The organism is Marivita sp. (genome assembly GCF_020055635.1).
Lineage (GTDB): Bacteria > Pseudomonadota > Alphaproteobacteria > Rhodobacterales > Rhodobacteraceae > Marivita.
Genome location: NZ_JAIPUT010000002.1, coordinates 157,370 through 169,967 on the forward strand (window position 1 = coordinate 157,370; position 12,598 = coordinate 169,967).

At 63.6% G+C, this 12,598-nt stretch carries 12 protein-coding genes; 5 read left to right on the forward strand and 7 right to left on the reverse strand.

All coding sequences use genetic code 11. The features are described 5' to 3' along the window. Nucleotides 1-19: 19 nt before the first annotated feature. From LCF60_RS02020 to LCF60_RS02030, 3 genes are all read left to right on the forward strand, one after another. Nucleotides 20-739, forward strand: a complete 720-nt coding sequence (locus LCF60_RS02020) for a LuxR family transcriptional regulator (RefSeq protein ID WP_292289390.1) — start codon at nt 20-22, stop codon at nt 737-739. Nucleotides 740-862: 123 nt separating this feature from the next. Next, on the forward strand, nt 863-1,501 hold the full coding sequence (locus LCF60_RS02025; RefSeq protein WP_292289391.1) for an acyl-homoserine-lactone synthase: 639 nt from the start codon (nt 863-865) through the stop codon (nt 1,499-1,501). 38 nt (nt 1,502-1,539) lie between these two features. Next, nucleotides 1,540-3,072 (forward strand): AAA family ATPase, encoded by a 1,533-nt coding sequence (locus LCF60_RS02030; RefSeq protein WP_292289339.1) that lies wholly within the window; start codon nt 1,540-1,542, stop codon nt 3,070-3,072. Here the strand turns inward: LCF60_RS02030 and LCF60_RS02035 are convergent. Beyond that, nucleotides 3,069-4,088 (reverse strand): NADP-dependent oxidoreductase, encoded by a 1,020-nt coding sequence (locus LCF60_RS02035; protein WP_292289340.1) that lies wholly within the window; start codon nt 4,086-4,088, stop codon nt 3,069-3,071. The two genes, LCF60_RS02030 and LCF60_RS02035, sit on opposite strands and share 4 nt — an antisense overlap. Nucleotides 4,089-4,179: 91 nt before the next feature. On the opposite strand from LCF60_RS02035, the gene LCF60_RS02040 reads away from it, so the two are divergent. Together LCF60_RS02040 and LCF60_RS02045 are read left to right on the forward strand one after the other, a co-directional pair. Next, nucleotides 4,180-5,811: a long-chain fatty acid--CoA ligase gene (locus tag LCF60_RS02040; RefSeq protein ID WP_292289341.1), complete on the forward strand. Its 1,632-nt coding sequence runs from the start codon at nt 4,180-4,182 to the stop codon at nt 5,809-5,811. Beyond that, a complete protein-coding gene (locus tag LCF60_RS02045) occupies nt 5,801-6,241 on the forward strand; it encodes a MaoC family dehydratase (protein ID WP_292289342.1) in 441 nt (146 codons plus the stop codon). The genes LCF60_RS02040 and LCF60_RS02045 overlap by 11 nt, the downstream gene beginning before the upstream one ends. A gap of 183 nt (nt 6,242-6,424) precedes the next feature. Here LCF60_RS02045 and rpe read toward each other — a convergent pair whose 3' ends face one another. Genes rpe through mreC form a run of 6 tightly spaced genes read right to left on the reverse strand, consistent with a single transcriptional unit; the run spans nt 6,425 to nt 12,592 of the window. After that, a complete protein-coding gene (gene rpe, locus LCF60_RS02050) occupies nt 6,425-7,105 on the reverse strand; it encodes a ribulose-phosphate 3-epimerase (protein ID WP_292289343.1) in 681 nt (226 codons plus the stop codon). Between the two features lie 30 nt (nt 7,106-7,135). Then, nucleotides 7,136-8,071, reverse strand: coding sequence for a glyoxylate/hydroxypyruvate reductase A (locus tag LCF60_RS02055; protein ID WP_292289344.1), 936 nt, complete (start codon nt 8,069-8,071; stop codon nt 7,136-7,138). A 3-nt stretch (nt 8,072-8,074) separates the two neighbouring features. Further along, the gene (rodA, locus tag LCF60_RS02060; RefSeq protein ID WP_292289345.1) at nt 8,075-9,214 is read right to left on the reverse strand and encodes a rod shape-determining protein RodA; all 1,140 of its coding nucleotides are present in this window, start codon (nt 9,212-9,214) and stop codon (nt 8,075-8,077) included. Further along, complete coding sequence (gene mrdA / locus LCF60_RS02065) at nt 9,211-11,154, reverse strand: penicillin-binding protein 2 (RefSeq protein WP_292289346.1); 1,944 nt, start codon at nt 11,152-11,154, stop codon at nt 9,211-9,213. The genes rodA and mrdA overlap by 4 nt, the downstream gene beginning before the upstream one ends. Continuing rightward, complete coding sequence (locus LCF60_RS02070; protein WP_292289347.1) at nt 11,151-11,687, reverse strand: rod shape-determining protein MreD; 537 nt, start codon at nt 11,685-11,687, stop codon at nt 11,151-11,153. Before LCF60_RS02070 ends, mrdA begins: the two co-directional genes overlap by 4 nt. Beyond that, entirely contained in the window at nt 11,687-12,592 is a 906-nt protein-coding gene (gene mreC, locus LCF60_RS02075) for a rod shape-determining protein MreC (protein ID WP_292289348.1), read from the reverse strand. Before mreC ends, LCF60_RS02070 begins: the two co-directional genes overlap by 1 nt. Nucleotides 12,593-12,598: the final 6 nt, after the last annotated feature.

A 12,598-nucleotide genomic window follows, 5' to 3' on the forward strand; every position in this document is an offset into this window, starting at 1 on the left:
GGGATAGGCCGTGGGATTCTTGGAGAAAGTGCTTCAATTGGACGATGTGATCGGGCAGTTGGAGTGCGCCGAACATCTTGAGGAACTGCAAAGCGTCATCGAATGGCTGCGGGATCACTACGCGGTCGATGACATGGTGTATCACTGGGTGTCGAGCAATGGCACACAGTACGGATGCGGAACCTATGACCCGGCCTGGGTTCAGAGATACCTGGAGAAAGGCTATCTTCGCATCGATCCGGTTGTGCTTGGCTGCTACCAGCGGTTTCACCCGGTCGACTGGAAGCGGCTGGATTGGTCAGGCAAGGCCGCGCGCGCGTTCCTGAACGATGCGGTCGCACATGGGGTCGGCAATCAGGGCTATTCGATCCCCATTCGCGGCCCCAACGGCCAATTCGCGCTTTTCACCGTCAGTCACAGTTGCGACGACGCGGAATGGGAAAGTTTTACCGAGATTCATCGCCGTGATCTCATCCTGCTGGCGCATTACTTCAACCAGACCGCGCTCAAGCTCGAGCCGGGCCGGACGCCGGAGCCGACACAACCGCTGTCACCGCGCGAGGTCGAGACGATGACGCTTCTGGCGGTGGGATACAGCCGTGCGCAAGTGGCGGAAACGCTGTCGATCTCGGAACATACCTTGCGGGTCTATATCGAAAGCGCGCGGTTCAAACTGGGGGCGATGAACACCACCCATGCCGTGGCGCGGGCGATCGCGCGCGGGCAGATCGTGGTGTGAGCACGGCGCAATTGCTGTTTCCATATGCGCGACAATCTGCCGTGAAACAGCGTCCGCACGCTCTGGAAAGAAACGATTCACCTTTGAACCTCAGCCTGTCCGCCAGCAACGGAGGGCATGCTCATGATTCGGTACGTCTATGGTGATCAACTGGCGAAATTTCCGCATCTTGCGCGGACCATGTTCGAGGATCGGGCGGATCAGTTCCGGACGCGGCTTGGCTGGGACGTGAGCGTCGACGCCGAAGGGCAGGAACGCGACGATTATGACGATCTGAATCCGCTTTACGTGATCTGGGAGACGGCGAGCGGTGTCCATGGCGGATCGATGCGGTTTCTGCCGACGACCGGTCGCACCATGGTGAATGATCATTTCGTTAACCTGACCCACGGCGTGCCGTTCCAAAGCCCGTTGATCTGGGAATGCACGCGCTTCTGCCTGTCGCGCAACACCGAGGCGGGCACGGCCGCGGCGCTCATGCTGGCGGGCGGGGAGATCATGCAGGGCTTTGGTATCCGGCATTTCGTTGGCGTGTTCGACGCGCGGATGGTGCGGATCTACACCCGGATCGGCGCCGCACCCGAGGTGCTGGGATCGCAGGGCGAGGGTCGGCAGGCGATCAGCGTCGGCCTCTGGGAGTTTTCCGAGGCGGCGCAGAAACAGGTGTCTCGCGTGGCCGGTGTACCTTTGGCCGCGTCGCGATCCTGGTTCGACGCGGCGTTCGGAACCGATGTGCCACAACCCTTCATAAGTGCTGCCTGATGCTGGTGCCCGACTCCGGGCTTCTGTAATGTCCGGGCATGACCTTGCCCGCTTTGACATATTCCGAAGACCAGGCTGCCGCGCATGACCGGGTGGCCGAGATGCTGCGCGCGGCGGGTGTCGATCTGGAGAACGGCCTCGTGTTGCCGCCGCGGGACGGCAAGGCCGACATCATGGCGATCACCGGCAAGGCCGGGTCGGGCAAGACGCTGCTGTTGGCCGAACTGTGCAAGGCATTGCAGGCTGCCGGGGTCGAGATCGTTTCGGGCGATTACGAGGGCCGGCGGCGCAAGGATCGGCGGACGCTGGCCGTGCTGGCACCGACCAACAAGGCGGCAAGCGTGTTGCGGATGCGGGGCGTGCCGGCAACCACCATTCACCGCATCATCTACACGCCGGTCTACGATCCGGAATACGAACGGATCGCCGAATGGCTGATGGGCAACGATGACAAGCCCGAGGTCGAGGGCCTGACGGAAGAAGCCCTGGCGCGGGCGCAGCTGTCCTTCGAGGCGCACAAGTCGGTTCCTGCCGCCCTGGCGGCCGCCGGGCTTCGCGGATCGGATTTCATCACCGGCTGGAAGCGCCGCGAAGACCCGCTGGATATCGGCTTTGTCGATGAGGCGTCGATGCTGGATGAGCGACAGGTCGCGGATCTGCGCGAGCTATTCCCGAACTTGCTGCTGTTCGGCGACCCGGCGCAGTTGGCGCCTGTGAACCAGTCCGGCAAGATGGTGTTCGAGACGCTGGAGCCCGAACAGGTGCTCAACCTGAACCGCATCCACCGGCAGGACGCGGACAATCCGATCCTTGACCTGGCGCATGCGCTGGCTGATCCGCAGCTGGATTTCCGGGGATTCGAGCAGATGGTCGAAGAGATTTCCCGCACCGATGACCGCGTGATCTGGGGCCAGCGCGTCGAGGTCGACCTGATGGCGCGGTCGCCGGTTCTGGTCTGGACCAACGCAACGCGCATCCGGCTGATCAATGCGTTCCGGTCCGTCCATGACGCGCCCGAGGATTCGCTTCTGGAGGGCGAGCCGCTGATCTGTGACGGGCTGGAATTGCCGTTGAAGCATCGCAAGAAACGGCTGGATCTGGAGGCGCGTGGCCTGATCAAGGGGGCGCAGGTGATCTATCTCGGGCCGGGGCGCAAGCCGGGCTTTTCGCGCCTGCACGTCATGGGGGCGGAAGACCCGCAAGTGTCGGCGGCATCCATCGTGAAGATCGAGAAACCGGGAGAGGAAGAGCCGTTCATCCCCTTTGCCGCGCGCATGGGCGCGACATTCCTGCACGGGGCCGCCGTGACGATCCACAAGGCGCAAGGGTCGCAATGGGACACGGTTCAGGTGTTCGCGCCCGACCTTGAAGTGGCGGCCCGCATGGGGCGGAGCGAGGCGGGCCAGCCGCTTTGGAAACGGCTGGCTTACGTGGCGATCACGCGGGCTTCGACGCGGTTGCACTGGGTTGTCCGCAACCGTCTGTCGAAACCCACCGGACCTTTGCAGGTCGATGATCTGAGGGCCACGCCCGCGGCGCGGCTGGCGCTCGAGGTTGAAGCCGATTTCTAGAGTTTGACGATTTGCTTGCCGGTGTTGCCGCCCTCGAGCATCGCGATAAACGCATCTGGAGCGTTTTCCAGACCTTCGGCCACGTCTTCCAGATGGACGATCTCTTGGGCCGCGACCTTGGGCGCGACATCCTTGAGGAAGGCCGGGTATTGATCCCAGTGGTCGAAGATGATGAAGCCCGACACCTCGAGCCGCTTGACCAGGATGTTGCGCCACATGGCGGGCAGCTGGTTGGTCTCGGCGATGTTCGATCCGCCATACCACCCGATCATGCCGCAGACCGGGATGCGGCCATGGACATTCATCAGCGGCATCACCGCCTCAAGCACCTTGCCGCCGACATTTTCCCAGTAGATGTCGACCCCGTCGGGCGCAGCCTCGGCAATCGCGGCGCGCAGGGATGTGGCGTCGTCATGGGCACGGTGGTCGATGGCGGCGTCAAAGCCGAAGGTTTCGGTTGCAAGGCGGCATTTCTCGGCCCCGCCCGCGATGGCGATGGTGCGCAGGCCACGCTGCTTGGCCAATTGGCCGACCATGGATCCGACCGGTCCGGTGGCGGCCGCCACGACCAGCGTTTCACCCGCCTTGGGTTTGCCGAAGCTGTGCAGGCCGACCCAGCCCGTCAGACCGGGCATGCCCAGAACACCCAGTGCCGTCGAGGGCGGAAGCGACGGGTCAAGCTTGCGCAGGTCGGAGCCGGGCAGGCAGGCGTGGCTGGCCCAGCCCGTCATGCCGGTCACGGTGTCCCCGGCCTCGAAGCCATCTGCGTTGCTTTGCAGGACACGTCCCACGCCCTGACCGGTCATGGTGGCCCCCAGGTCGACCGGGGGCGCATAGCTCTTGGCGTCATCCATGCGGCCGCGCATGTAGGGATCAAGCGACAGGTGTGTCACCTCGACCAGAACCTCGCCTTCGGCTGGGGTGGGAAGCGGGTCTTTTGCCAGCTTGAAGTCTTCCGGTACCGGCGCGCCCTCGGGGCGACGGGCCAGGGTGATGCGGGACATCGTGTCGGACATGAATTCTCTTCCTCACGGTTTGGGGTTGCGCCAAATTGGTCGGATGACCAGTGTATCCGGAACGCACAGGCAGAAGGCAAGGGAGGGCCCGATGCAAGGATTGATGATGAACCGCCCGTTGGCGGTGATAGACCTGCTTCGCTATGCCGCCGAGATCCACAGCAACGAGGAAATCGTCTCTGTGCGGACAGAGGGCGATTTGCATCGGCAAGACTATGCCCGGACCTTCGAACGCACGGCGCAACTGGCGCATGGGCTTGCGGCTTTGGGCATCGAGCCGGGAGACCGGGTCGCGACGCTGGCGTGGAACGGGTATCGGCATTTCGAATTGTATTACGCGATTTCCGGCATGGGGGCGGTGTGCCACACGATCAACCCGCGCCTGTCGGCTGAACAGATGCTGTTCATCCTCAATCATGCCGAAGACCGGGTGCTGTTTGTCGATCTGACCTTTGTGCCGATCCTTGAGGCGTTGAAGGATCATTTGCCGGCCAATCTGAGGCTGGTGGTGATGACCGATGCCGCACATAGCCCCGAGTCGGCATTGGACCTTGAATGCTATGAAGACCTGATCGCGCCGCATCCGACCGAGTACGACTGGCCCGATCTGCCCGAAGAGACCGCGGCGGGGCTGTGTTATACGTCCGGCACGACGGGCAACCCCAAGGGGTCGCTTTATTCGCATCGGTCCACCGTGCTGCATGCGCTGTTCATCGCGGTGACGCTGCCGCGATCCCTGCACGAAGGCGCGCGGCTCTTGCCGGTGGTGCCGATGTTCCACGTCAATTCCTGGGGCATGCCCTATGCCGCGCCCATCGTCGGCGCGTCGCTGATCATGCCGGGGGGCAAGCTGGATGGGCCGTCGCTGTATGACCTGATGGAAAGCGAAAACGTCACGGCAAGCTGGGGTGTGCCGACCGTCTGGCTGGGCCTGCGGGCCGAGATCGAGGCGCGGGGCAAGCCGCCATCGGCACTGGATCAGGTGGTGATCGGTGGCTCTGCCGCGCCGCGCAGCATGATCGCGTTTTTCGAGACGCAGGGTGTCGATGTTTGCCACGCCTGGGGCATGACCGAGATGAGCCCGGTGGGCACGACCGGTCAGATCCCCAATTCGGACAGCGATGTGACGTTCGAGGATCGCGTGGCGCGCAAATCCCTTCAGGGCCGGCGGATTTTCGGCGTCGATCTCAAGATCGTCGACGAGGCGGGTCAGCGCTTGCCGCAGGATGGCAAGGCCGTCGGAGAGCTTTACGTGCGGGGCAATGCCGTGATCTCGGGGTATTTCAACGATGAGGCGGCGACCAAGGCGGCAATGGATTCCGAATGCTGGTTCGGGACCGGTGATGTGGCGAGCATTTCCCCGAACGGCTATCTGAGCATTCAGGACCGGTCGAAGGACCTGATCAAGTCGGGTGGTGAATGGATCAGTTCGATTGATCTTGAAAACATCGCCATGTCCCATCCCGACGTGGCCAATTGCGCGGTGATCGCGATTGCGCATCCGAAATGGGACGAACGGCCGGTTCTTGTGGTTGTCCCGAAAGAGGGCTGCGAACCGACGTTGCAGGAGTTTCATGACCTGATGTCCGAGCATTTCGCCAAGTGGCAATTGCCGGATGACCTGGTGTTCATCGACGCCCTGCCGCTGACCGCGACCGGGAAGGTGTCAAAGCTGACCCTGCGCCGAAAATTCGCGGATTACGTGCTGCCGGATGTCCGCTGAGGGTTTGCGAAACATGCCGACCAGCCTGTCGCGCTGGTATGAGATCGGGCAGGACCGGATCACCGGTTTTGCCGACGTGACCGAGGATTGGCAGTTCATCCACCTGGACGAAGACCGCATGGCGCCGCAGGGCGGGACGATGGCGCATGGATTCCTCACGCTGTCGATGCTGTCGGCCATGGCCTACGACGTACAACCCGAAATTCCGGGTCTCCTGCAGGGGGTGAACTATGGGTTCGACCGCATCCGCTTTGTCAGCCCGGTGCGGGCAGGGCAGCGAATCCGCGGCCGGTTCAGCGTTGCCGACGTGGTCGAAAAGCCGGGGCGGCTTGACGTGACATGGGATGTCGTGGTGCAGGTCGACGGGGCTGACCGGCCGGCGCTTGTGGCGCAATGGATCAACATGTTCGAGGTCGGCACCCCGGGCTAGCTGGCAGATGACTAGGACTTCATGGCGCTCAGAAGATCGAGCAGGCCCTTGCGGTCGTCGTCATCCGCATAGTCTTTTGCCGCCAGTCGGATGTCATGGGGTGTTCATGACATCACGATCTGTGATTTCAAACACGGGTTATCGAAAGCCACCGCTGCGAGGGCGTCTTGTGCGGAAACTGCGTTATCCGGCGGCGGTGCGGATCGCGCGGATGTTGTCGCCGTAAGGCGCGGGGTTTTGAACCGACCCGCCCTTGAACACGGCAGAGCCCGCCACCAGCACATCGGCGCCAGCAGCCACGACCAGCGGCGCGGTTGACGGATCGACACCGCCGTCGATCTCGATATGGACCTCGCGATCACCGATCATCTCGCGCAGTTCGGTGACCTTCTGGACGCAGGAGTGGATGAATTTCTGCCCGCCGAAGCCGGGGTTCACGGTCATCACGCAGATCAGGTCCACCATGTCGAGAAGCGGTGCGGCGGCCTCGGCGGGGGTGCCGGGGTTGAGCGCCAGACCGGCCTTGGCGCCGCTTGCGCGGATGGCTTGCAACGTGCGGTGGATATGAGGGCCGGCCTCGACATGGGCGGTGATGATGTCGGCGCCCGCATCGGCGAAGGCCTGGATATAGGGATCGACCGGCGCGACCATGAGATGCACGTCCATCACGGTCTTGATGTGCGGACGGATCGCGGCACAGGTGGCCGGGCCGAAGGTGATGTTGGGCACGAAATGCCCGTCCATGACATCGACGTGAATCCAGTCCGCGCCCTGCGCCTCGACGGCCTCGATCTCGGCGCCGAAATTGGCGAAGTCGGCCGAGAGGATCGACGGGGCGATTTTTACCGAACGGTCAAATGTCATGAAAGCAGCTCCGGATTGTCTGAGGCCGACTTAGTAGCCTGCGTCGCGATCCACAAGGTACAAGAACGGCTCGCCCGATTCTCCGCGCCGGATGTTTTCGACGATCACGCGCGCCGCGCTGGGCGCGCGGGTTTCGGACGCGATATGGGGTGTCACGGTGACCTTGGGATGTGCCCAGAAGGGATGATCCTGCGGCAAGGGTTCGGTGCGGAACACGTCGAGCGTGGCATGCGCGACCTGACCGCTGTCGAGAGCATCGACCAGCGCCGCATCGTCGATCAGCGGGCCGCGACCGGGATTGATGATGAACGCGCCCTTGGGCAGCAAGGCCAGGGTTTCGGCGTTCAGGGTGTTTTCGGTCTCGGGCGTGCTGGGCAGCAGCAGGATCAGGATCTGCGATTGCGTCAAGACCTGCCGCAAGCCGTCGGAACCGCTCTGGCAGGTGATCCCGTCGATCTTTTTCTGGCTGCGGGCCCAGCCGGATACCGGAAAGCCCAGGCGGTGCAGCGCCTGACCGCAGGCCGACCCCAATTGCCCCAGCCCGAGGATGCCGACGGGCCGGTCCGACGCCACTGGCGGCGCATCCGGGATCCATGCGTGATCCGGGTTCACGATATGCGCATCCATCCCGAGGTGATGGCGCAGGGTGTGACCGGTGACCCATTCCACCATGCCCTGCGTCAGCCCTTCGTCATCGACCATGCGGGCGTACGGCACTTTCAAGGTCGGGTTGTTCACCGCGTCCTCGACCCCGGCCCACAGGTTCAGGACCGCCTTGAGACGCGTGTAGGGGGTGAAATCCTGTACCGACGAATTCGGCGCGTACACGATGTAGTCCACGTCTTCGGGCGCCATGTCTGTGGCGAGGTGATACTCCAGCCCGGTCGCATCCAGCGCGCTGCGCAGGTGAGGTTCGTATTGCGCCCAACGGGTTTCGTTGGCGGCGAACAGGACATTGACGGTCATGGCTTACCTCGGACGGTGGATATGGGCGCTCTGTACCAAGCCGAAGGCCAGCATCAAGACCAACATCGCCGACCCCCCATAACTGACCAGCGGCAGCGGAACCCCCACAACCGGCGCAAGGCCCATCACCATCGACATGTTGACGGCGAAATACAGAAAGAACGTGACGCCGATCCCCAGGATCAGAAGCGAGGAATAGCGGTCGCGGTTCTGCAGGGCGGCGACGATGCAGAAGATCAGGATCAGCACGTAGAGGATGAGCAGGGAAATCCCGCCGACAAAGCCGAATTCCTCGGCCAGTGTATTGAAGATGAAGTCGGTGTGTTTTTCCGGCAGGAAGTTCAGGCGCGACTGGGTGCCCTGCATGAAGCCACGCCCGGTCCAGCCCCCCGAGCCCATGGCGATCTTGGCCTGAGTGATGTGATAACCGGCCCCGAGAGGGTCGGAGCTGGGGTCAAGAAAGGTGTCGATGCGGCGGAACTGGTAATTCTTGAGCAGCTGCCATTCGGTGCCCCGGCTGAGAAAAATCGTATAGATGCCGGCCACGCCCGCGGTGAACACGGTCGCGAAATAGGCCCAGTGAACCCCGGCGAGAAACATCATCAACCCGCCGCCCGCGACCAGAAGAATGGCCGTGCCAAGGTCGGGCTGCGTGAGCACCAGGAACGTCGGCAGCAGGATGAGGAACACCGGCACCAGCACCCAGAAGGGATGCGAGGTCCGTTTCATCGGAAGCCAATCGTAATAGGCGGCCAGGACCATCACCATTGCGACCTTCATCAGCTCGGACGGTTGCAGCCGCATGAAGCCAAGGTCGATCCAGCGCTGTGCGCCCATGCCCACCGATCCGAAGAACTCGACCGCGACCAGCAGCGCGAGGGCGATCAGGTAGGCCATGACCGACATGTTGCGCCAGAACCAGATCGGGACCATCGCCGCCACGAACATGACCGCAAGACCCAGGCCGAAGCGTTTCATCTGGGGTTCGGCCCAGGGGCTGAGATTTCCGCCCGCCACCGAGTAGAGCATCAGGAAACCGACCCCTGCGATGGCCGAAAGCAGGACCACCAGGGGCCAGTTGATGAACAGCATCTTGCGCCAGCCCGCCGGGACGGTCTTGACGGTGTATTCAAGATAACTCATGCGCGGCTCCGACCATCCGGATCATTGGCCTGCATGACCTGTTGCAGGCGTTCCTGCTGACTGCGGATGCGTTCGCGGTCCTTGGAGGGGTACGCCTCGAGCGGCGGGTTGTCGCCGTAAAGCGCCTGCAAGGTTATATCGCGGGCGATGGGGGCCGCCGCGGACGAGCCGCCGCCGCCATGTTCGACAACCACCGACACCGCGATCCTGGGGGTCTCGTAGGGTGCATAATTCACAAAGAGCGCATGGTCGCGCCGGTTCCACGGCAGGTCCTCGTTGCGGGTGACGCCCCGCGCGCGCTCGGCGGCGGTGATGTTTCGGACCTGGCTGGTGCCGGTCTTGCCCGCCATGCGGACGGTTTCGTCGATGATGCGCGAGCCATACGCGGTGCCGCGGCGGTCGTTGCTGACCGCATACATCGCGCGGCGTATCTGGCGCAGATGGTTTTCGTTGAAGCCCAGATCCGTGCCGCCGGTCTCTGCCATCTCGGCGCTGCCGATCCTGCGGGTGAGGCGGGGCGTGACCTCTTTGCCGGTGGCCAGCCGGGCGGTCATCACGGCAAGCTGCAACGGAGAGCTGAGGACGAAGCCTTGGCCAATGGAGGCGTTTACCGTGTCGCCAATCACCCAGCCAGCCCCGCGTTCGCGTTCCTTCCATTCCTTGTTCGGAACAAGCCCTTCCGTGACGGCGGACATGCCGATGCTGAACGCCTGTCCCAGACCAAGCCGCCGGGCGGTGTCGGCGATGCGTTCGATGCCGACCGTCAGCGCGAGGTCGTAGAAATAGACGTCGCAGCTTTCGCGGAGCGCCTGTTCGAGGTTCATGTGGCCGTGGCCCGCACGTTTCCAGCAGTGGAACCTGCGACCGGCGACCTGCATATGGCCGGGGCACCAGACGGTTTCGTCCGGTGCGACGACGCCTGCATCCAGAGCGGCCAGAACGGTGACCATCTTGAAGGTCGATCCGGGGGGATAGGCGTCCTGCACGGTCTTCGAGGCCAGCGGACGATGGTCGTTTTCCCTGAGTTCGCCGAAATCCGCGACCGAGATGCCACGCACGAATTTGTTCGGATCGTAGGACGGCGACGAGGCGATGCCCAGCAGATCGCCATTGGTGACATCCATCACCACGACAGAGGCACTTTCTTCGCCCAGTCGGGCCTGGATGTAGCTTTGCAGCTTGCTGTCGACGGTCAGCTGCATGTCGGCGCCCGCGGTGCCTTCCTGGCGATCCAGTTCGCGCATGACGCGCCCGACCGCGTTCACCTCGACGCGTTTGGCACCGGCGCGACCGCGCAGCACCTCTTCGTGGCGGGCTTCGATCCCGACCTTGCCGATCTGGAACCGGGGGATGCGAAGGACCGGGTCGGGGGTTTCGTATCGCGACAGGTCGCGTTCGCTGACCGGGCCGACATAGCCCACCACATGCGCGAAGTCGCCCCGCCGCGGATAGATGCGCGACAGCCCGACCTCGGGGGTGACGCCGGGCAGGGCAGGGGCGTTCACCGCGACGCGGCTGATGTCTTCCCAGGTGACGCGTTCGGCTACGGTGACGGGCAGGAACGGCGCGCTGCGCTGCATTTCGCTCAGGGCGCGGTTCAGCTCGTCCTCGTCAAGCTCTACCAGGGCCGAAAGCCGTGCCACGACATCGTCCACATTGCCCGCGTCCTCGCGGACCATCGTGATCCGGTAGGACGGCTCATTGCCGGCGAGGATGATTCCGTTGCGATCGAAAATCTGGCCGCGGGTCGGCGGGATCAGCCGGATGTTGATGCGATTCTCTTCGGCCAGCAGACGGAATTCATCGGCCTGATCGACCTGGAGATGCCGCATTCGCAGGCCAAGCGCCCCGGCAAATGCCAGTTGCACGCCGCCAAGGATCACACCCCGGCGCGAGATCTTGCGGATGCTTTCCGCCGTGTCTTTTGGCGCTCGTCTCATTGCGTCCGCCCCAAGCGATCCATGTCACCGGGCGCGCTGCGGCGCACCCCGAACAGGAAATACGACACGACCACCACAATCGGATAGACCGCGATGGTCAGAACGACCTGGACAAGGCTGAGGGTCAGCGTGCCCGGCACAAGGATAAGGATCATCATCACCGCGCGATAGAGGATCGTGATCACGATAAAGGTACCGGCGAAGGTCAGCCATTCAAGCACAAATGTCGTTTCGCGCTGCCGCCGTTCGCGGGATTTGAGCCATTCGGTCGCGCAGACCACCAGGACCGACCAGAGACCCGGCGGGCGTTGCAGCAGCATGTCGGCCAGCAGCATCACCGCCGCGACCAGCAGGACAGGCACGTAATCCGGTCGCCGAACCGCCCAGGCAAAGACCATGGCCACCAGGACATCTGGCCCGGCCCAATGGCTGGGCGCGGGGTTCAGCGGCAGCAGGTGGAAGAACAGGACCACGAAGGCGGTCAGGATGAACAGGAAACGCATGCCCCAAAGCTTCAGCAGACCGGTATCCATCAGTCTGCCGGCTCTGCTACGGCGGTGTCGGTCGCGGCCGGAGGCGTTTCCGGCAGGATGAGCGCCGACGGGTTCGACACCCGCCGCGCACCGTGATCGCGCAGGACGCGCAGGAATTCGAGCCGTTCGTAATCCGCCGCCAGCCGGGTGCGCAGACGGCCGCCCGGATCCTGGGCCACCTGACCGATGAGAAGTCCGGGGGGGAAGACCTCGCCATCACCCGAGGTGACGATCCGGTCTCCGGGGCGGACCTGGTCGGGGTCTTCCAGAAAGTCGATGGGCGGCGCCGACGTATTGTCACCAACGATCAGGGCGCGCTGGCCCGACGGCTGGATCGTCGCCGGGATACGGCTGGTGGCGTCGGTGAGCATGATCACGCGGCTGGTGTTGGCGCCGACACCCGAGATGCGGCCGACAAGCCCGGTACCGTCCATTGTCGCCCATCCGTCAACAATCCCGTCGCGAGACCCGACATTGATCAGGACCGACTGGCGGAACGGCGACCCGGAATCGGCCAGCACGACGCCGGTGATGTAGGTCAGGCGCGGGTCGAGCCGGACGTTGTTCAGGTCGCGCAGCTTGGCGTTTTCCTGTTCAAGCTGAAGCGCCGCTTCCTTCCACGCGGTCATCTGGCGCAACTCGCGGCGCAGTTCCTGGTTCTGTTCGTAGATGCGCTGATAGCTGCGAAAGTCCCGCGCCAGGTTGACCGTCGCCGTGACAGGGGCCATCGCCCAGTCAAAGCTCGGGATCACCGTGTCGATCACCACGGCCCGGAACCGTTCCACGCGGGGGCTGTCGATCCGCCAGACGAAGAACAGGCCGAGAAGGCACAGCACGACCACCGCCAGCAGCAAGCGCCGCAGCGGGGTTGTGTAGGCTTCGCTGTTTGTGCCGTTTTTTGCCAAAAATCC